Origin of the sequence: Aquimarina penaris, from assembly GCF_040786285.1 — a bacterium.
Classification (GTDB): Bacteria; Bacteroidota; Bacteroidia; order Flavobacteriales; family Flavobacteriaceae; genus Aquimarina.
Genome location: NZ_JBFMKQ010000004.1, coordinates 554,925 through 577,543, shown reverse-complemented (window position 1 = coordinate 577,543; position 22,619 = coordinate 554,925). Strand labels below are relative to the sequence as shown.

15 protein-coding genes are annotated in these 22,619 nt (G+C 33.8%); 14 read left to right on the top strand and 1 reads right to left on the bottom strand.

All coding sequences use genetic code 11. From position 1 onward, the window contains the following. The first annotated feature begins 19 nt into the window (after positions 1-19). From ABW637_RS19540 to ABW637_RS19520, 5 genes are all read left to right on the top strand, one after another. Complete coding sequence (locus tag ABW637_RS19540) at positions 20-838, top strand: TrmH family RNA methyltransferase (protein WP_367586409.1); 819 nt, start codon at positions 20-22, stop codon at positions 836-838. An 83-nt stretch (positions 839-921) separates the two neighbouring features. After that, positions 922-2,154 (top strand): M48 family metallopeptidase, encoded by a 1,233-nt coding sequence (locus ABW637_RS19535; RefSeq protein WP_367586408.1) that lies wholly within the window; start codon positions 922-924, stop codon positions 2,152-2,154. Between the two features lie 177 nt (positions 2,155-2,331). Continuing rightward, a complete protein-coding gene (locus ABW637_RS19530) occupies positions 2,332-4,536 on the top strand; it encodes a RelA/SpoT family protein (RefSeq protein ID WP_367586407.1) in 2,205 nt (734 codons plus the stop codon). 30 nt (positions 4,537-4,566) lie between these two features. Then, positions 4,567-5,034, top strand: coding sequence for a Fur family transcriptional regulator (locus ABW637_RS19525; protein WP_367586406.1), 468 nt, complete (start codon positions 4,567-4,569; stop codon positions 5,032-5,034). Further along, entirely contained in the window at positions 5,034-6,305 is a 1,272-nt protein-coding gene (locus tag ABW637_RS19520) for an adenylosuccinate synthase (RefSeq protein WP_367586405.1), read from the top strand. The genes ABW637_RS19525 and ABW637_RS19520 overlap by 1 nt, the downstream gene beginning before the upstream one ends. Before the next feature lie 80 nt (positions 6,306-6,385). Here ABW637_RS19520 and ABW637_RS19515 read toward each other — a convergent pair whose 3' ends face one another. Beyond that, positions 6,386-7,558 carry a TolB family protein gene (locus ABW637_RS19515; RefSeq protein WP_367586404.1) on the bottom strand — a complete coding sequence of 391 codons (1,173 nt, stop codon included), beginning with the start codon at positions 7,556-7,558 and terminating at the stop codon, positions 6,386-6,388. A 472-nt stretch (positions 7,559-8,030) separates the two neighbouring features. Here ABW637_RS19515 and ABW637_RS19510 point away from each other — a divergent pair, with 472 nt between their 5' ends. The 9 genes from ABW637_RS19510 to ABW637_RS19470 all read left to right on the top strand — a co-directional run bounded on the left by ABW637_RS19510 (position 8,031) and on the right by ABW637_RS19470 (position 22,553). Further along, the gene (locus tag ABW637_RS19510) at positions 8,031-9,923 is read left to right on the top strand and encodes an OstA-like protein (RefSeq protein ID WP_367586403.1); all 1,893 of its coding nucleotides are present in this window, start codon (positions 8,031-8,033) and stop codon (positions 9,921-9,923) included. Positions 9,924-9,983: 60 nt separating this feature from the next. Continuing rightward, a complete protein-coding gene (locus tag ABW637_RS19505) occupies positions 9,984-11,174 on the top strand; it encodes an aspartate aminotransferase family protein (RefSeq protein ID WP_367586402.1) in 1,191 nt (396 codons plus the stop codon). Positions 11,175-11,504: 330 nt separating this feature from the next. Beyond that, positions 11,505-12,893, top strand: coding sequence for a tetratricopeptide repeat protein (locus tag ABW637_RS19500; RefSeq protein WP_367586401.1), 1,389 nt, complete (start codon positions 11,505-11,507; stop codon positions 12,891-12,893). Positions 12,894-12,972: 79 nt separating this feature from the next. Continuing rightward, complete coding sequence (locus tag ABW637_RS19495; RefSeq protein WP_367586400.1) at positions 12,973-13,938, top strand: DUF368 domain-containing protein; 966 nt, start codon at positions 12,973-12,975, stop codon at positions 13,936-13,938. A gap of 3 nt (positions 13,939-13,941) precedes the next feature. Then, positions 13,942-14,967: a DUF368 domain-containing protein gene (locus ABW637_RS19490; protein WP_367586399.1), complete on the top strand. Its 1,026-nt coding sequence runs from the start codon at positions 13,942-13,944 to the stop codon at positions 14,965-14,967. After that, complete coding sequence (locus ABW637_RS19485; RefSeq protein ID WP_367586398.1) at positions 14,964-15,695, top strand: shikimate dehydrogenase family protein; 732 nt, start codon at positions 14,964-14,966, stop codon at positions 15,693-15,695. Before ABW637_RS19490 ends, ABW637_RS19485 begins: the two co-directional genes overlap by 4 nt. A 172-nt stretch (positions 15,696-15,867) precedes the next feature. Further along, entirely contained in the window at positions 15,868-18,201 is a 2,334-nt protein-coding gene (locus tag ABW637_RS19480) for a DUF349 domain-containing protein (protein WP_367586397.1), read from the top strand. A gap of 5 nt (positions 18,202-18,206) precedes the next feature. Continuing rightward, the gene (locus ABW637_RS19475; RefSeq protein ID WP_367586396.1) at positions 18,207-18,833 is read left to right on the top strand and encodes a class I SAM-dependent methyltransferase; all 627 of its coding nucleotides are present in this window, start codon (positions 18,207-18,209) and stop codon (positions 18,831-18,833) included. 273 nt (positions 18,834-19,106) lie between these two features. Next, entirely contained in the window at positions 19,107-22,553 is a 3,447-nt protein-coding gene (locus tag ABW637_RS19470; protein ID WP_367586395.1) for a starch-binding protein, read from the top strand. Positions 22,554-22,619 lie beyond the last annotated feature (66 nt).

Genomic DNA, 22,619 nt, shown 5'->3' with positions numbered 1-22,619 from the left:
TATTATTATCTTTGCACTTATGCAAAATCAAATCAAAAGCTTACAGAATACCAAAATAAAATTTCTTACCCAGCTTAAAGAAAAATCCAGAATTCGAAAAAAAGAAGGTCTTTTTATCATTGAAGGCAAACGCGAAATTACGTTGGCTTTAGAAGGAAAATATACTGTTACACAACTATACTATTGCCCCTCCATTATTTCATACGAAGAAATTTTATCCATAATCAAAAGTTGCAGTAATCAAATTGAACTGTATGAAATTACAACAGATATCTACCAAAAACTTGCTTACCGAACCACTACAGAAGGTATATTGGCCATAGCACAATCTAAAGATCTAGACATAGAACACCTTGTATTGCCTTCTAAAAACCCTATTATTCTTATTGCTGAAGCACCAGAGAAACCCGGTAATATTGGAGCCTTACTTCGTACTGCTGATGCGGCTCAATTAGATGCTGTTTTAATTGCTAATCCAAAAACAGACATGTATAACCCCAATATTATACGATCAAGCGTTGGTTGTTTATTTACAAATACTATTGCTACGGGCACCTCTTTGGATATCATAAATTTTCTAAAAAAACATCAAATTAACATATACGGTGCTGCTTTGCAGGCCTCTGTAAATTATTACACTCAAGATTATACTAAACCTTCTGCCATTGTCGTTGGTACAGAAGCAACCGGTTTAAGTGAGGATTTTTTACTCAACACCAATCAAAACATTAAAATTCCAATGAGCGGTGTGATTGACTCTATGAACGTTTCGGTTGCTGCTGGAATTCTAATTTTCGAAGCAAAACGTCAGCGGGATTTCGTAAATCAAAAGATTTAAAAATAGTAACAAAAATAAATTTAAAATCAGTATATTACCCATTCTTTCATACCCCAAAGGATCGAACTAATTGCTTTAAAATAATGACCCCAAACTCCCTGTTTTACCTACTAATAGCCATAATTATTATTGTTTTTCTAATAGATTCGTTATTAGATATTCTTAACGCAAGACATTATAATGATGAGATTCCGGAAGAACTTTCTGATGTTTATCCAAAAGAAGAGTATCAAAAATCCATTGCCTATAAACGAGCCAACTACGAATTCAAATTAGTTTCTTCGAGTGTTTCTCTGTGCATTATGCTTCTTTTTTTCTTTTTAGATGGTTTTGCATGGGTAGATAATGTAGCTCGATCCATATCAGATAATTCTGTAATCGTTGGACTTGTTTTTTTTGGAATAATAATGATTGGAAGCGATATCCTTTCTACACCTGCTGCTTACTATAAAATTTTTACTATCGAAGAGAAATTCGGTTTCAATAAAACTACCATCAAAACTTTTTTTATTGATAAGATAAAAAGTATCATCATGATGATGATAGTTGGTGGTGGACTTTTGGCATTAATCATTTGGTTTTATGAGCTTACAGGAAAATCTTTTTGGGTTTATGCCTGGGGATTAGTAACCATCTTTACAGTTGCCATGAACATGTTTTATGCAAAACTCATTGTTCCTATATTTAACCAGCAAACCCCTTTAGAACCGGGTGAACTTAGAGACACTATTAATGACTATTCTAAAAAAGTAGGCTTCAGACTAAAAGATATATTTGTGATTGATGGTTCAAAGAGAAGTACAAAAGCAAATGCTTATTTTTCGGGATTTGGTAGCGAAAAAAGGATTACGCTTTATGACACCCTAATTAAGGACCTCAATAATGAAGAAATTGTTGCTGTACTAGCACATGAAGTAGGGCATTATAAAAAAAGACATGTCATTGTTAATCTACTATTATCAATCGCTCTTACTGGGTTAACCTTATGGTTTTTATCGCTTTTTATATCCAACCCTCTTCTTTCTGAAGCACTTGGAGTACAAGTCCCTTCTTTTCATATAGGATTAATAGCTTTTGGAATATTATACAGCCCTATTTCTGAAGTTACAGGATTAATAATGAATCTAGTATCCCGAAAATTTGAATATCAAGCTGATGAATATGCAAAAAACACCTACAATAATGAAGCTTTAATAAATAGTCTAAAAAAACTTTCAAAAAACAATCTAAGCAACCTCACCCCTCACCCTGCAATGGTTTTCATACATTACTCTCACCCTACACTATTACAAAGAATCAAAAAACTTAGAAAATAAAATCCATTATATAAGTACTTGGTGGTTACAATTCTTAATTGTACTTTTAATTATTATTGACAGATTAGGATAATTTGTCACAGATATCGACTTAAGGCATAATTTTTGACCTCTAGTTAATATCATTAAGGGGGACGCACACGATACAAAATAGGGCTTTCTTATAAACTTTGTGATATGACCGAAGCTGCTATAGAGGAAGAAAACAAACAGATAGCTAAGCAATACAAAGAATTGCTGCGTATTAGTTACAGAGATCTTACCAAAGAAGATAAAAAACTTATACGCCAAGCATTTGATATTGCCGTTGATGCACATAAAGATCAACGACGCAAGAGTGGTGAAGCCTACATTTTTCACCCCATTGCAGTTGCAAAAATTGTAGCAAGTGAAATTGGACTTGATGCAACATCTATTGCAGCAGCTTTACTTCATGATGTTGTAGAAGACACAGAATACACCTTGGTAGATATTGAGCAAATGTTTGGCGAAACCGTAGCTCGCATCGTAGATGGACTTACCAAAATATCTTCCCTAAAAAAAGATAGGGATATTTCTTTACAAGCAGAGAATTTTAGAAAAATGCTGCTTACCCTTAATGATGATGTACGAGTTATTATCATTAAAATCGCCGATCGTTTACACAATATGCAAACGATGGATGCCATGAGGCCAGATAAACAAGTAAAAATAGCATCCGAAACCTTATACATTTATGCTCCTCTGGCCCATAGAATTGGCCTATACAACATTAAAACAGAATTAGAAGATCTTGGATTAAAATATACTGAACCTGAAGTATACAAAGATATTTTTGAAAAAATTAAAGAAAGTAAAGAAGATCAGGATGAGTATATTAAAAAATTCTCGGATCAGATCAGAGTTGGATTAGACAGAGAAGGCTTAAATTATGAAATAAAAGGGAGGCCCAAATCCATTTTTTCTATCCGACGAAAAATGGTAAAACAAAATATTTCTTTTGATGAAGTCTATGATAAATTTGCAATACGTATCATCTACAAATCTGATCTCGAAAATGAAAAATTTATTGCCTGGAAAATATACACGGTAGTAACCGACTATTACCGACCCAACCCTATTCGATTAAGGGATTGGATCTCTCAACCAAAATCCACAGGTTACGAAGCCTTACACATAACCGTTATTGGCCCTGATAGCCAATGGGTCGAAGTACAAATACGAAGTGAGCGCATGCATGAAATAGCCGAAAAAGGATATGCGGCACATTATAAATATAAAAATACCGAAGAAAAGCAAGATCAAGGATTAGACGGTTGGTTAAATAGACTACAAGAAGCACTGGAGAATTCTGAATCCAATGCAGTAGACTTCGTCGAAGAATTCAAGCTAAACTTATATGCTAAAGAAATATTTGTTTTTACTCCAGAAGGAGATTTAAAATCTCTACCAAAAGGAGCTACAGCTCTTGATTTTGGTTTTAGTGTACATACCGAAGTCGGGCTAAAAACTAGAGGGGCAAGAGTAAATGGAAAATTAGTACCACTTAGTCATGAACTCAAAAGTGGAGATCAGGTAGAGATCATTACGTCAACCAAATCAAAACCATCATCCAGCTGGTTAGATTATGCAACAACAGCCAGGGCAAGAGCAAAAATCAAATCTGCATTAAGAGACGAAAAGAAACAAATTGCAGAAGACGGAAAAGTTATACTAAAACGTAAGCTACGCTCTCAAAAAATAACAATGAGTGAAAAGGTCGTTAATGAGCTTGTATTATATTTTAAATTAAAAACAAGTTTAGACCTTTTTTATAGAGTGGGAATAGGAACTATTGATAATCAAAAAATCAAAGAGTTTGCCAACACCCGAAGTAATGTTTTCATGAATTTTATCAAGAATAGAATTCGTAGAGGAAATGTTAAAGATGTTAATAAAGAAGAAATTACCTCTAAATTTGATTTACTCGTATTTGGTAAAGATTCAGAAAAACTAGAATATAAGTTATCTAATTGTTGTAACCCTATCCCTGGAGATAATGTATTTGGATTCATCACAGTAAATGAAGGCATAAAAGTGCATAAAAAGAATTGTCCTAATGCGCTGCAGTTGCAAAGTAATTATGCCTATAGAATTATGCCTGCCAAATGGATAGACTCTAGCCAAGAAGAGTTTAAAGCGGTTATACGACTTAATGGTATTGATAACATTGGAGTTGTAAATGAAGTTACGCAAGTAATCTCAAACAATATGCACCTTGCTATTTATAGTATGAACTTTGATACTAATGATGGAGTATTTATAGGAAAAATAACAGTAGGTGTTAAGAATAAAAACACCCTGAAAACAGTCATGAAAAATCTTTCAAAAATAAGTGGTATTGATAAAGTGGTTAGAGAATAAAAAATAATGTAACTTTGCTTTTTTAAACGTATGAGTACTAAAGCAACCACACAAAGCGATCAAAACATCGTTAAAAACGTGTTTACCAGTTTCTTAGAAGAAAATGGACATAGAAAAACACCAGAACGATATGCCATACTTCAGGAAATATATGAAAGTGAGGAACATTTTGATATAGAATCACTGTATATCAAAATGAAAAACAAAAACTACAGAGTTAGTCGTGCAACGTTATACAATACAATTGAGCTTTTGTTAGAATGCAAACTGGTTAGAAAGCACCAGTTTGGGCAAACCCAAGCTCAATATGAAAAATCATATTTCGATAGGCAACATGACCACCTTATTTTAACCGATACTGGGGAGGTACTTGAATTCTGTGATCCCAGAATTCAATCGATAAAAAAAACGATAGAAGAAATTTTTAATGTAGATATTACAAATCACTCTTTGTATTTCTACGGAACTAAAAAGAAACCAACTAATCAAGACAACTAATGGCGGTAAACTTATTACTTGGTCTTCAATGGGGAGACGAAGGTAAAGGAAAAATTGTAGACGTTCTTACAAAAGATTATGATATAATAGCAAGATTTCAAGGCGGTCCTAACGCAGGTCACACTTTAGAATTTGACGGAATCAAACATGTATTACACACTATTCCTAGTGGTATTTTTCATGACAAAGCCATCAATTTAGTAGGTAACGGCGTAGTTATTGACCCTGTGATTTTCAAAAAAGAATTAGACAATCTGGATAAATTTGATTTAGATTACAAATCTAAATTATTAATCTCTAGAAAAGCACATTTAATTCTTCCTACACATCGAATTTTAGATGCTGCTTCTGAAGCTTCAAAAGGAAAAGCAAAAATTGGCTCTACCCTTAAAGGTATTGGTCCAACTTATATGGACAAAACCGGTAGAAATGGTATTCGTGTAGGGGATTTAGAATTAAGTGACTGGAAAGAACGCTATCGAAACCTGGCAAATAAGCATGAGGCGATGATCGATTTCTATGATGCTAAAATCGAATACGATTTAGAAGAATTAGAGCGTGAATTTTTTGAAGCTGTAAAAGTATTAAAATCACTTATTTTTATTGATAGTGAAGAATATTTATATCAAGCTCAGAAAGAAGGAAAAACAATTCTGGCCGAAGGAGCACAAGGATCATTATTAGATATTGATTTTGGAACCTATCCCTTTGTAACTTCATCAAATACTACTGCTGCAGGTGCTTGTACTGGTTTAGGTATCGCTCCAAATAAAATCAAAGATGTTTTTGGGATTTTTAAAGCATATACTACTCGAGTGGGTAGTGGGCCATTTCCAACAGAATTATTTGATGAAGATGGAGAAACTATGGCACGTGTAGGTCATGAGTTTGGAGCCACAACCGGTAGACCAAGACGATGTGGATGGTTAGATCTTGTAGCCCTAAAATATGCTGTGCATGTAAACGGCGTAACAAAACTAATGATGATGAAAGGTGATGTACTTAGTGGTTTTGAAACCTTAAAAATATGTACCTCATATAAATATCAAGGTAAAACAATTACTCATCTACCCTACAACATAGAACCAGAAAATGTAACGCCTATTTATACAGAGATGAAGGGTTGGTCTGAAGACCTTACAGGCATGACAGAAGCTGCTCAATTACCAAAAGAATTAAATGAGTATATATCATTTTTAGAAAAAGAACTAGAAACACCAATAACTATTGTTTCTGTAGGACCGGATAGAACGCAAACTATCCACAGATAAAACTATAAAAAATACTATATAGACCAAAAAAAGCTACCTTGTTGGTAGCTTTTTTTGGTCTATATTTTCCTAAAAGAAAACTAAAATGAAGTTACTCCCTCTTCGTGAGGTTTTATATCCATAATTCGCTCTATCTTTTTGATCGTTTTTTGTTTACTCCTATGGTATTCAGGAAATGACGTTAGTTGTCTAAAACCATAAATATCATCATCTCCTCTTCCTCCTTTACGATTGCTCGCAAAAAAACCTATTTTATGCTCTTCATTGATAATAAATGTAAAATCATCCTCTGGACTGTTAATTGGTTCTCCTAGATTATAAACTTCAACATCTTCATTATAATTATCAATAGTCATAAAAATATCCAACCCCCCCATCCCCTTATGGCCATCACTTGCAAAAAACAATTTTCCCTTATCGCTTATGTAAGGAAAAGTCTCTCGCCCCGAAGTATTAATACGATCCCCAAGATTTTCAGGAATTCCAAAACTACCATCTTCGTTTATTTTTACGACATATATATCCGATTTACCAAAACTTCCTGGCATATCACTGGCAAAATATAAAAATCTTCCATCAGGAGATAATGTTGGGTGAGCTATCGAATATTCATCACTACTAAATGGTAATTCTTCTATATCCTTCCATTTCCCGTCTACATATCTCGCTCTATAGATTTTTAACAAAACACTACCTTCTATATTTGCTTTGGATTTTCTTTTTGAATAATTATTCCTTGTAAAATAAACTGTTTTTCTATCCTTACTAAAGGTTGCAGAGGACTCATGAAACTTTGTATTTATGCTTCCCTTTAACTTCCTTATTTTTTCTTTATCAGATTTTTTTGCGGTGGTATATAAGTCCAAAAATGGTTGATTACTTACTTCATCAAATGATTTAGAAATACTATTAACATTCCTAGACGAAGCAAATACCAATTCCCCTTCATAAAAACTAGGAGCATAATCTGAATATTCTGAGTTAATATTCAAAAAGTTGATCTTAAATTTTTCCGACTTTTCTTCTGTTATCGTAAGAGTGTCCAATAAAGAATTATACTCATCTTCTCTACTTAGAACTTCATTATAATCTAAATATGAATCGTTTACTCTATTAAAGTGCATTTTATGAGTATCAACAAAAGCGTACTCGATAAAAATGTCATTTGTTCTTTCTAACTGTTCCCATTGAGAAAATATTGTGCCCCAAAAAAAGAAAAAAAACAGCCCCCAAAGGTTTTTTTTCAATACCATTTACTAATTTTTTGATGTTTTGTGTTACTACTTAAAATCTTTCTTACTTATTAATATAACCATATTATATACCCTTAGGCCTATATATTAAAGGCCTTACAAATACATTGAAATAAAAATAAAGTGTTAATCAAATGCTATCCCCATAGCACTGATTGTAGTTTTTGTTGTTTTCAAGGCACAATTTACTGATGCTTAAGCACATAAACTGTTAAAAAAATCGAAATTATTATATAAGTTTATTTTACATCATCATTTACAGTTGTATTCTGACTAATTTTTATTTACTTTTTATCAGTTTAAAAAGCTTGTGCAAAACGACCTCAATATCGAAAACCCATGATTATACCACAAAGCTTTGCAACATTAAATATGCATTTAAGTATTTACAATAGATAAGGATTTTATTTTATACGAACCTCTACAATCATTAGATACAATTTTCGTTATTTTGCATACAAATTTGATACACTTGAAAAACAAAGCGTTTTATATACTATTCTTTTTCCTGTTTTCTGTAATTACCTTTGCACAAGAAGAAAAAGAGGGAAAAGAAATAAAAGTTCAATCTGATCGTACGATTAAAGATGAGAATAGATTTCCTGGCGCAACAATTCTCGCTAAAGTGGATAAACAAGTGTATATGCAACATGAAGGCGTAGAAATATGGTGTGATCAAGCGGTGCACTATAGCGAAGATAGATTTGTTAAAGCATTAGGTAATGTAATCATAAAACAAGGAGACTCACTTACCCTAAAAAGTAAGTATGCAGAATATAATGGCAATACACAATTTGCATATGCTCGTGATCAGGTATTTATGGAAACCGGTTCTAACACATTAAGTACAGATACTTTATTCTTTGATCGATTAAAACAACAAGCATATTATCGTAGTGGAGGAACTGTAAAAGATTCTGCAAACAATACCCTAACTAGTAAAATTGGTCGTTTTTTTATGGATCGCAATCAATTTTCTTTCAACACTAATGTAAAAGTTGTAAACCCTGAAAACAATATTGATTCTGACCGGTTGGATTATTTTCCTGATGTAGATCATTTCTATCTTTATGGGCCATCTACTGTTAAAGGAAAAGAAAGTACACTATACTGTGAACGTGGATTTTATGACACCAAAGTTAAAACTGGATATGCTATAAAAAATGCACGAATTGACTACGATAAGCGTACTGTATTTGGAGATAGTATATTTTATAATAGTGCGATTCAGTTTGCTTCGGCAACCAACAATATTAAAGTATTAGACACTGCTAACAACTCTATTATTACTGGTCATTACGCCGAAGTTTTTAAAGACAAAGATTCTGTTTTTATTACCAAAAGAGCTTTAGCAGCTACTTTGCAGGAAAAAGACTCTATATATATACATAGTGACACTTTAATGGTTACAGGGAAACCAGAAAGTAGAATAATGAAAGGGTTTTATGATGTAAGAATCTATAAAAGTAATATGAGTGGTAAGAGTGATTCTATTAACGTAGATCAAACCACCGGCTATACCAAACTAATTGGAAAGCCTATTATTTGGGCGCAAAGAAATCAAATGACCGGAGATACTATAAAAATCATTTCAAATACAGAAACAGAAAAATTAGATTCACTTATTGTGTATCAAAATGCGTTTCTTGTACAGGAAGACACTCTAAAAGCCGGATTTAATCAGATAAAAGGCCAAATACTCTATGGTTTATTTAAAGATAATGAAATCTATCAGGTAGATATTGATAAGAATACCGAGACCATTTTCTATCAACGCGAAAGCGAGGGCGAACTAAAATTAATCGGTATCAATAAAGTCCTTTCTAGTTCGATCAAATTACTTCTTAACGACCGAGAGATAGAAGATGTATATTACTATCAAAATATTGATGGTACCTTATATCGGGAAATAGATTTACCAAAAAATGCACGAGAACTCTCTGGGTTGAATTGGCGCGGAGAGGAGCGCATTAATAGTAAAGCAGACCTTTTTAGGGGAGAATCTCCTCCCAAACTAACTAAAATAAAGGGAATCCCATTACCAAAAGACGAAGAAGATTTCTTTGATGAAGAAACAATAAAACGTATCGAGGATAATAAATCAGAAGGTTCTCGCCTGTTAGAGCAAGAACTTAAGGATGCAGAACTCAAAGAATCTAATGAACAATTGGATTCTATTATCCCTAAAAAAGATATAAAAGAGGGTATTAATTCTGAAAAGAAAAAAATTAAAAAAAAGACATCCTTTATAGATCCCGATCTTAGTCGTACCGCAAAACAAAGAGATAGTATAACGGTAACTACGCTACAGCATCCAAATGAAAAATTAAAGGATAGCATCAATACTAAAGATAGAAAAGAATAAAAGTAAATACTTCTTCTTTTTTAATCAAAATCTATTTTTAAAATTAACCGGGAAACACTGTTGAAAAAAGATTTTTTCAAATATCAAGCTCAAACTACTCCGCATCCCTTGGCAATGGAGGTTTCTCATGCAGAAGGAAGTTATATCTATTCGACTAACGGAAAAAAATATCTGGATTTTGTAGCCGGAGTATCAGCCTGCAGTCTTGGGCACAAGCACCCGAAAGTTGTACATGCCGTAAAAGAACAATTAGACAAGTACTTACACGTTATGGTATACGGAGAATATATCCAACAACCTGCTGTAGCGCTTACCAAACTATTAGCTTCTCACCTCCCCGATCCTTTAGAAAAAACATACTTAACCAATTCTGGTACCGAGGCAATCGAAGGATCCTTAAAATTAGCCCGTAGAGTTACAGGCCGGAGCCAAATTATTTCTGCAAAGCACGCCTATCATGGTAATACCATGGGGTCAATGAGTGTAATGGGTTATGAAGAACGCAAGAGAGCCTTTAGGCCTTTAATCCCAGACGTATGTTTTATTACTTTTAATGCAGAAGAAGATATACATAAAATTACAGAAAAAACTGCTGCGGTAATCCTTGAAACTATACAAGGCGGTGCAGGGTTTATCGAACCACAGAATGGTTATCTAAAAAAAATTAGAGAACGCTGTGATAAAGTTGAGGCACTCTTGATACTGGATGAGATACAACCCGGATTTGGTAGAACAGGCAAATTATTTGGGTTTCAAAACTATGATATTATCCCGGATATTGTGGTCATGGGAAAAGGTATGGGTGGCGGGTTACCTATCGGCGCTTTTACAGCTTCATCAAACATGATGGATCAACTCCAGGATAACCCAAAATTAGGGCATATCACAACGTTTGGAGGAAACCCTGTAATTGCAGCTGCCGCTTTGGCAACTTTACAAGAAATCACCGACAGTGACGTAATGGCAGCCTCGCTAAAAAAAGAAAAAATATTTCGGTCCTTATTAGTGCATCCTTTAATTACAGAAATAAGAGGATTAGGATTAATGTTAGCAATTATTACTCCTTCTTCAGAAATAGCGAATGAAATTATAACAAGATGCCAGGACAAAGGTTTAATCCTATTTTGGTTACTTTTTGAGCCCAAAGCTATACGTATTACACCACCTCTCACTATATCCGAACAAGAAATTAAAGAAGGATGTGACATCATTCTGGATGTCTTAGATGAAGTAAAAGGACTTCAAAAATAGGGTATTCATAACTGGATTCTGATTAAAAAACCTTATATTTAGTAGATAATCTTCACATTTCCGCATCCTAAACCAAGTAGCGGCTTATTAAATAAGACAACCGTATACTATTAATAATTAATGGTATACATTTTGTTAATTAGTTTGTTAAAAACAATTGATTTCTGAAGTTTAATCATTCATTTTCATTTGTAATTTTAATACAGAGGAAATCAATAATGCGAAAGTAAATTGAGTACTGGTATATTTCACTATGCTAAGGTATTGGGAAAAACAAAAAAGAAATTAACCTTACTTATATAATTTATTCCGCATATATAATCAACGTGTATGAAGTTTAACCGCGAAGAAGAAAATAATTTCTCGATTACTCGTTACGAGTCTATGCTGAGATCTAATGACGTTAAATTTTTTGATTCTGATGAGTTTGAATCTATTATTCATCACTACCTGGAAAACGGAAAAATTGCCAAAGCAAAAAAAGCCATCTCTTTAGGCCTTTCTCAACATCCATCTTCTGTAAACCTAAAGCTTTTACAAGTGGAAGTTTTAGTTTTTGAAGATCGTTTAGAAAAGGCAGATACACTTTTGGCACAATTACACGCCTTAGAGCCAGAAAATGAAGAGATTTATATTCAAAAGGCTAATATCTTATCCAAACAAAATGACCATATTAAGGCTATCGAGTTACTCATGATGGCCCTTAGTTACACCAATGATGTTGCAGATGTGTATTCTCTCATAGGAATGGAATATCTTTTCATGGATGATTTTGAAAATGCGAAAATCAATTTCATGAGATGTCTTGAAGCAGATGACCAAGACTACTCTGCTTTATACAATATCATATATTGTTTTGATTTCTTAGAGCAACATGAAGAAGCTATTGAATACCTAAACATGTTTCTTGATAAAAATCCATATTGCGAAGTTGCATGGCATCAGGTGGGTAAACAATATTTCGACCTAAAAGAATATAAAAAAGCATTAGCTGCTTTTGATTTTGCTATCATTAGCGATGAATATTTCATTGGTGCATATCTAGAGAAAGGCAAAGTATTAGAAAAACTGAAACGATATAATGAAGCTATAGAAAATTATCGCATTACTTTAGAGTTGGATGATCCTACTTCATTTGCGCTATTAAGGATAGGAAAATGCTTTGAAAAGTTAGGCAATGATGACCTGGCCATTCAGCATTATTCTAAAACAGTACATGAAGATCCATTACTGGATAAAGGATGGATCGCAATAACTGATTTCTATTTGCGTAAACGCAACTACCAGAAAGCACTATATTATACAAACAAAGCCATCAATATTGATGGGGAAAATGTATTATACTGGAAACGATATGCTAAAATAAATAATCGATTAGCTTTTTTTGAAGAAGCAGAAAGAGGCTATCGTAAAGCACTAGAATTAGGTAACTATGAATTAGAAACCTGGCTAAATCGTTCTGATATTTTAAGATTTCTAGGTGAATCTGACGCTGCCGTACAGAGTTTGTATCAAGCTATCGAATTTTATCCAGAAAATCCAGAAATCCAATACAGATTAGCCGGGATATACTACGAAAAACAAGATTTTGAAAAGGGAGAATACCATATCAGAAAAGCCTTAGAGCAAGATTATGAGTATCATATCGTATTGGAAGAACTTTTTGAAAAAGTTTTCAATCTTACTTTGGTTCGAAATATTATCTCAGAGTATAAATAATTTCAAAAAAAGACTGCTTTTTTTCTATTAAGTTTTGCATACATTTGTTTAGAATACAAATCGTTAAAAAACATCACGAATGCGAAGAAGTCTTAAGGACTACCTAGTAATTTCTGTAAAAGGTCTTGCAATGGGAGCTGCCGATGTGGTTCCTGGGGTTTCAGGGGGTACAATAGCTTTTATTTCTGGGATTTATGAAGAATTAATAGAAACCATTAACAAACTAGATCTTGCTTTTTTTTCTGTTTGGAAAAAAGAAGGTTTTTTAACCTCCTGGAGAGTCTATAATCTTTCTTTTTTATCAGTCCTCTTTTTAGGAATAACCATAAGCATTCTATCGCTTTCTAAAGTTATAAAATGGCTTCTTCATAATGAACCATTACTATTATGGGCTTTTTTCTTCGGATTAGTGGTGGCAAGTATTATTTACATCGGAAAACAAATTACTCAATGGAAACCTAAAATATATATTGGTATCCTTGTGGCCGCAATTATTTCATATTTCATTACTATTGCAGAACCTGTAGCATCTCCCGATAGTAATTTATATCTTATTTTCTGTGGCTTTATCGCCATTATTGCCATGATATTACCGGGGGTATCAGGAGCCTTTATACTGCTCATTTTAGGAGCCTACCAAACATTTATCGATATTCTTAACCAGCTTCGAGAAGGGCTATTTTCAATGGATTTTGATCTTTTAGGGCAAGCAATGATAAAGTTGATGTTTATAGGTATAGGAGCAATTACCGGCCTAAAATTGTTCTCTAAAATCCTAAATTGGATGTTCAAAAATCATAAAAACATGACTCTGGCTATATTAACTGGTTTTATGATTGGATCACTTAATAAAATATGGCCATGGAAAAAAACACTCTCCTGGAGAACAAATTCTGAAGGGCTACAAGTCCCATTCATAGAAAAAAGTATCTCTCCAACGCAATTCGAAGGAGATCCAAATCTTATATGGGTTTTATTACTTGCGGCTTCAGGTTTTCTATTAATTCTTATCTTAGAGCGCCTTGCTATGAAAAAAGCAAACTAACGTATGCAACAAAGTACCCGAACTTTTACAGATAAGATGTTCCTTGTTATTAAAGGTCTTGCCATGGGGGCTGCTAACAAAGTTCCTGGAGTTTCTGGTGGTGTGGTTGCTTTTGTGGCAGGTTTTTATGAAGAGTTTATTTACTCACTTCAAAAAATAAACCTAAAAGCGTTTAAACTTTTTATCAATTTTAGGTTTAACAGTTTCTGGAGATACATTAATGGTAAATTTCTTGGGCTCCTCATCCTGGGAATGCTAATAAGCTATTTCAGTGTTTCTAAAATTTTGGATTATCTCATTATTCATTACGAATTATATGTTTGGGCATCTTTTTTTGGGATGATCGTTGGATCCATTTACTATATTGTTAAAGATTTCGATGATTGGAGTAAGCGAAATATTTTTTTAATCACCATTGGCACTATAGCAGGCGTTAGTATAAGCTTATTAGATCCGGCCAAAGAAAACGACAACCTTTGGTTTGTATTTATTTGTGGAATCATTGGCGTATCTGGCATGACACTACCAGGGTTATCCGGCTCTTTTATTTTAATTTTATTAGGAAATTATGTGCTTCTTCTTGTAGATTCGGTAAATGCCTTATATGATACTATAGCCGATTTGATACGTTGGGATCTATCTTTTTTGGAGAATGTTAAAAGAATTAGGCTATTAAAAGTGCTTGTGGTGTTTAGCATAGGATCATTAACAGGTCTGGTCACACTATCACATTTTTTAGGGTATGTCTTAAAACATTATAAAACAGCAACCTTTGCTTCAATAATTGGGTTTATTACGGGTTCATTAGGAGTCGTCTGGCCATGGAAAAATAAAATATACAGACTTGATACTCTTGGAAACAAGCAAATTGATGCACAAGGGAATCCTATATTAGACAATTACGATCGTTATTTTCCAGATTTCTTGGCTATTGAAACTTATATCGGGATCTTTTTTATTATCGTAGGAATTATCATCGTTTTATGGTTAGAATGGTATGGTAAAAGGACACTAAAAAATTCGAAATGACAAAAATATACGGTTTACTTGGCCGAGACATCGGCTACTCATTTTCTAGAAACTATTTTTCAGAAAAGTTTGAAAAAGAAAACATAGACTGTCAATATAATAACTTTGATCTTAAGCAAATTGAAGAGTTAAAACAAGTCACAGAAAACACTAATATCAAAGGTCTTAATGTAACTATTCCATATAAAGAAGATGTTATTTCTTATCTCGACAACCTTGATCCTGTTGCTAAAGAGATAGGAGCTGTAAATGTCATTAAATTCAATAAAAACCAACAATTAACAGGGTACAACAGTGATCATTATGGATTTACCGAATCATTAAAACCATTACTAAACGAAACCATAAAAAAAGCACTAATCTTAGGCACAGGAGGTGCATCAAAAGCTATTGCTTATGCATTAAATCAATTGGATATACGCTATACATTTGTATCCAGAAATCCTGATTTTAATGAACTTAGTTATAATGATCTTGACGAAGATATCATAGGAGAATATAAATTAATAATCAATTGTACTCCCATAGGTACACATCCAAAAGTAGAAAACTACCCTAATATACCTTATGAATATATTACCGAAAACCATGTCCTATATGATTTAATTTACAACCCGGATCAAACTACTTTTATGAAAAAAGGGTTAAAAAAAGGAGCTAAAGTTTCTAATGGACTACAAATGTTAATTTTACAAGCAGAAAAAGCCTGGGAAATCTGGAATAGCTAATCTTTACTTCCTTTTTCACTAAAACTTCTACCTGCATTGGATTTAAGAAGTTCCTAAAAGGCCTTAATAACTTTGAGGTTTTCTAATATGTTAGTATCTTAGTCATTGATTATACCTGTTAATTCAGAAATTAACAAGTGGTATAGCTCAGACAAACAAAAACGTTCACACAATGTCAACACGTGATAACCTGCCTAAGGCAGATGGAAACAACGAGAATAAAATAGAAACTTTAGAAACCAAGTCTGAAAATTCTATTATAAATGATCAAGAATCTAACGAACCAGAATCAAAACCCCAAGATACTGAAGTTAGTGACTCTAAAACAGATATTTCAGCATCTGAAGTAGAACAAAATACTAGTGTTTCTAATGAAGAAATTGAAAACGAAGTTACTTCAGAAGAAGATCCTGTTCAAAATCAAATGAATGAGACTGTTGCTGAGCATACAGAAGGTGAAGCTGGTGATTCTCAAAAAGATCTTTCAGAACCTGAAGTAGAAAAAACCATACAAAAGACTAGTGTTTCTAACGAAGAAGTTGAAAACGAAGTTACTTCAGAAGAAGATCCTGTTCAAAATCAAATGAACGACGCTGTTGCTGAGCATACTGAAGATGAAGCTGGTGACTCTCAAAAAGATCTTTCAGAACCTGAAGTAGAAAAAACCATACAAAAGACTAGTGTTTCTAACGAAGAAGTTGCTTCAGAACAAGAAGATCATGTTCAAAATCAAATGAACGACGCTGTTGCTGAGCATAGTGAGGATGAAAGTACAATAGAGCGCCATGATATTGAAAAGAAGGATTATCATGCCATGAGCAAAGAAGAGCTCATTAAAGAGCTTCGACACCTTATTAAAACTGAAAAAATACAGACGATTAAGGAGCATGTTGAAGAAATTAAGAGTGAGTTTAATGAAAAATTCAACGAAGAAGTAGAACAAAAGAAAGAAGAGTTTTTAGCAGATGGAGGAGATATCATTGATTTCTACTATTCGACACCAATAAAAAAAGAGTTTAATTCGGTTTATTTTGATTACAAAGAAAACCGCAATTCATACTATCAAAACCTAAAAAAAGATCTTCAAGAAAATCTCAACAAAAGATTAGAATTAATTGAAGAGTTAAAAGGTCTACTCAATGTAGATGAGAATATCAACACAACGTATAATCATTTTAAAAGTATTCAGGAAAGGTGGCGAAATGCAGGTCCAATCCCTAGAGATAAATATAATACGGTTTGGAATACATATCATCATCATACCGAGAATTTTTATGATTTCTTACACCTAAACAGAGAGTTTAGAGACCTTGATTTTAAGCACAATCTGGAGCAAAAACTTAAGATCATTGAGCGTGCTACAGAACTTGCACAAGAAACCGATGTAAACAGAGCCTTTAGGGAGTTACAATTGCTTCACAAAATGTGGAAAGAAGACCTAGGACCTGTTGAAAAAGAGTACAGAGAACCCATTTGGGAGAAATTTAGCGCCCTTACTAAACAGATACATGAAAATCGACAAAAGTATTTTAAAGAGTTAGATAAGGTCTATGATAAAAACTTTGAAGTTAAAAAGGAAATTATTGCCAAAATAATAGATGTAAGCTCAGATCATCCCAAAAACCATAGTGGTTGGCAACATAAAATAAAAGAAATTGAAGCACTAAGAGAAAGCTTCTTCAAAGCAGGAAAAGTTCCCTCTAATGTAAATGAGGAAACCTGGAGTCTATTTAAAACGGCAGTTCGAGATTTCAATCGAAATAAGAACGCGTTCTACAAAGGTCTTAAAAAAGAACAGTTTGAGAATCTAAATAAAAAGATGGAACTGATCAAAATTGCCGAGGACAATAAGGATAGTGATGACCTAGCTGCCACTACTCCTTTAATGAAAAAGATTCAGGCAGATTGGAAGAAAATTGGTCATGTGCCACGTAAGGATAGTGATCGAATCTGGAAAAGGTTTAAAGAAGCTTGTAATTCATATTTTGACCGTTTACATGCTGAAAGAAATGAAGCAAATAAGGAAGAAATTGTATCTCTTGAGAAAAAACAAGCTCATATAGAAGCTCTGAACGAATTAAAGCTTTCTGGTGATACCGAGGCAGATCTTAATACTATAAAAGAGAATATTGCAATCTGGAAAACCTTAGGTAGAGTACCTTACAAAAAGAAAAACATTGAATCTGAATACAACAGAGTTTTAGATGACCTTTTTAAACAACTTAATTTAAGTCGTAAAGAAACCGAACTTATCAAATACGATAATAAACTAAGTACTTTATCCAATCAGAGTGATAATAGAGCTCTACAAAATGAACGGAGTTTTATTCGTAAAAAGATTGACGATGTTAAGGGAGAAATTCGCCAGTTAGAAAATAATCTTCAATTCTTTAAAAACGCCAAAGACGATAATCCTTTAGTGCAAGAAGTACAAAAAAACATTGAAAAGCACAAAGAAAATCTTGAAGTTTGGAAAGCTAAACTGCTAAAGATCAAACAACTGTAATCCTTATGCAATGTTCGCTTTGTGGCTCAGAAACTATATTATATTCTGAAGCTCACAATAGAAAATATTATAAATGCCCACAATGCAAAGGGATTTTATTAGATTCAATCTATTTCCTTTCTACTGAAGCTGAAAAAGAACGGTACCGACTTCATGAAAATGATGTACATGATTTAGGCTATCAAAAATTTGTATCTCCAATAGTAAATGCGATAAACGAAAAATACAAATCAAATCACAAGGGTCTTGATTTTGGTTCTGGTAAGGATTCTGTTATCGCATATCAATTACAAAAAAAGGGATATAATATATCCACTTATGATCCATTTTTTGATCCAGATAATAATGCACTTCAAACAAAATACGATTATATAGCCTGTTGCGAAGTGATAGAACATTTCAATAATCCTACAAAAGAATTTAAACTACTTCATTCTCTATTACATAAGGGCGGTATTTTATTTTGCAAGACCAATCTGCATGATGAATCCATTAACTTTGATTCTTGGTGGTATAAAAATGATGCTACACATGTGTTTTTTTATTCTTACGATACATTACATTGGGTGCAACAAAAATTTAAGTTTAAAACTATAGAAGTCGCTAATGACCTCATCATCTTCACTAAGTGACAGATATAGCTTACTATATAGCATAACTGAGTTTACTATACCACACGAATCTTTATTTACTAGTAAAAATCAATTTTATGTTAATGATTTATTAACACTCAAACGTTTTCGGAAATCTTCTACTAAAAGTCCTTGTAAGAATTTACTTAAATTGCAATATCAGCAAAAAAATTATTAAAAAGATAAATTATCTATAAGTATAGATTCGTTTTTTTCACACAATCACAATTTATCTATAGTCATCTAAATTCACATTAACACAGGCTTACACAAATGAAAAAATTATTACTTACCGTATTAGGGATTATAAGTACAGGTATTCTATCTCTTTTTCCACTATCAGCAAATAGTCAAACAGATTTTAGAGAAGAAACTATTTACTTCTTAATGACTACCCGTTTCTTTGATGGGGATTCTTCTAACAATGCCCCCACAGAATGGTCTTCTTTCAACCCCGATCCAACTATAAACCCCACCATTACCGACCCTAACGATGTTACATGGAGAGGTGATTTTAAAGGGCTGATTCAAAAATTAGATTACATAAAAGACCTAGGCTTTACAGCAATCTGGATCACTCCAATTGTGCACAATAGAAGTCCTTTGGATTATCATGGGTATCATGCCTGGGATTTCACCAGAGTCGATCCAAGATTAGAATCACCAGGGGCTACTTTTCAAGATCTTATCAATGAGATTCATGCCCGTGATATGAAAATTGTTCTGGATATCGTTACCAATCACTCTGGTCGATTTGGTATAAAGGATGTAGCAGAAATAAAATACAACACTGATCCTACTGCCTCGTGGTATGCTCCTGACAATCCAAATTGGGAATATGATGGATTAACCCCTAATCCAGATGATAACCTAATTTGGAGCAGGGCAAATCTTGCAAAAATGCCGGCACCGTATAATCAAAACTTAGAAGCCTATAATTTTCCTGGGAAAGAGAACTATGTCGATACTTCTGACCCAGATTGGTATCACCACTCTGGCAACGGTTTTGCTCAAGGATTTGATGATGTTGAAAACTTACAAAACAGAGCTTTGGCCGGTGACACACCGGATCTAAACACAGGCAGTCAAGTAGTAAGAGACTACCTGGTAAATGCATATACCACTTTTATTAATATGGGAGTAGATGCTTTTCGATGGGATACCGTGAAACATATGAGTAGAGAAGATATACTTTACTTTTATGATGCTTTTAAAGCCGTAAACCCAGACTTGTTTATTTTTGGTGAGGTTGCTCAAAAACGTCATGAACTACACCCGGTGGATGAAACCAACCCGCATTATTATACCTGGAGAGGCGCAGTGAACAATTCGGCTCCAGTGGATCTAGCAGTTATAGATTTTTTTGGAGAAGCTACATTTCATGGAACTTTTGAAGAAGGGCAATCTTTTCCTACAGTAAAGGCTGCATCCCGATATGATCATTTATATAGTGATCCTTCAACTCTTGTTACCTGGCTTGATAATCATGACTTTGGTCCTAACAACGACTGGAACAGACGCTACGGAGGCTCTGATGAGAATCTTGCCGCTTGTATGAATTTTATGTTTACCTGGAGAGGAATTCCAACGGTATATTATGGCACCGAAATGCGTTTTAAAGCAGGAGAATTTAATGATATTCATGATGCATCTGGTATTCAGAAATCCATTAATGAAACTGGTAGAGCGTATTACGGTGATGTTATAGATCAGGCGTCGAGTCACAAAATATATCAACATATCAAAAAACTAAATGCAATACGTAAAGCTGTTCCTGCATTACAAAAAGGCGCTTGGAATTGGAAAGATGCTCCTGGAAATGCAGTGGCGTATCGTAGAACACATCAAAACAGTGAAGTCGCAGTAGGACTTACCAAAGATGGTGGTGCTTCTTTTTCAATATCCGGTATGACAAACGGAATCTATCGTGATGCAGTTACTGGTAGAGAAATCGTTGTTACCAATGGTAACTTAAATTTTAATGTCACTTCTGGTTCTGCAGGGATTTATGTACTAAACGGACCCGGATTATTAGGAGGTTGCGGTGGTGGCTTTTTTGAAAATTGCGTAAATGGACCTACGAATCCTATTGCCATAATCAACCCGAACAACAACCAGTCTGAAAACCCGATTCAGATTTTTATGGAAGGTGCCGGAGGAGCTGGATCACCATATGAGGTATATTACACAACAAATGGTAGCACTCCAAATACAGCAAGTGCAAGATATACTAGTTCTTTTACAATTACCGAATCCACCACAATAAAGGCTATTGCTTATGACAAAGATGGTGCAGCTTCCCAGATCTCTACAAAAAACTATACAATAGGCCCCATTGAAGGTTTGCGTGTTTATTATAAGAAACCGTCTAATTGGTCGCAAGTAAATGTTCATTACTGGAATGAATCTCCTGATGTATTACCACCAAGTAATTGGCCAGGTCCCCAAATGACTAAAATTGATAACACAGAGTGGTACGAATACATTTTTGAAGGAGTAGATAGCACTAATTTACTATTTAGTGATAATGGCGCTAATAAAACTCCCGACCTTTCCAGAAATAGAGATGGATGGTATGAGAACGGAATTTGGTATGACACCCAACCAGGGAATACTACAAATACTCCCCCTACCCTTACAATGTCTCCCGAGGGAGGTTCTTTTTCTGAAGGTGAGACCATATCAATAACTTTGAATGCCAGCGACAATAATCCTTCAGGAGTTACTATTCGCTATACACTTAATGGAGAGCAGCCAACAACATCATCAAGTTTATACACTTCTCCAATAGCATTAACTCAAAACACAACAGTTAAGGCAATTGCCTACGATTCTGAAGGGTTAAGCTCCAATATAGTTAGTAATACATTTACTTTTTCTACCTCAACTAACTCAATGACTATATATTATAAAGGTTCATTACCAAATCCTAACCTCTATTTTTGGAATACCAGCCCGGGTACAACTACTACTAGTTGGCCAGGAGTATCTATGACAGATGCTGGTAATGGCTGGTTTACATATACATTAAATGATGTAAACTGTACAAACCTTATCTTTAGTAATAATGGCACTAATCAAACCCAAGATTTAAATAGATGCGGAGACGGATGGTATTACAATGGTACTTGGTATGATAGCAATCCAGAGCAATCACAAGAATTAACTGTTTACTTTAAATCCGACTCTTATACTTCTCCAGAAATATACTTCTGGAATGTTACTCCGTCTAATATAACAACAACATGGCCAGGAGAATCTATGACTGCAGATACCGATGGATGGCATCGCTATACATTTACCAACACATCCTGTGCAAATATAATTTTTAGTAATAATGGATCTTCAAAAACACCAGACCTTAATCGATGTAAAAATGGTTGGTATTACAACGGTGTTTGGTATGATGACAAACCTGTTGCTGCCAGATCTAGTAACACTGTAGAAGTTGGTATTGTAGATCCAGGTATGTCGATATATCCAAACCCGATTTCAGAAAACTCTACAATAGTATGGCATACCCAAAAAGATAAGAGTAAAGTACAAATTGATATTGTAAATCTTTACGGAGCTACTAATACTATTTACGAAGACATAGTAGATAAAGGAAAACATACTTTTAGTGTAAACAAAGGCAATATATTAAATACCTCAGGTATTTATTTTTGTAGAATTTCGATAGACGGCAATACTCAAGTCAAGAAATTGGTTAAAAACTAAAGAATCGCCCCTTAATTATATATATCAAGTTACCCATCTTTTACTTTTGTATAGATGGGTAATTTT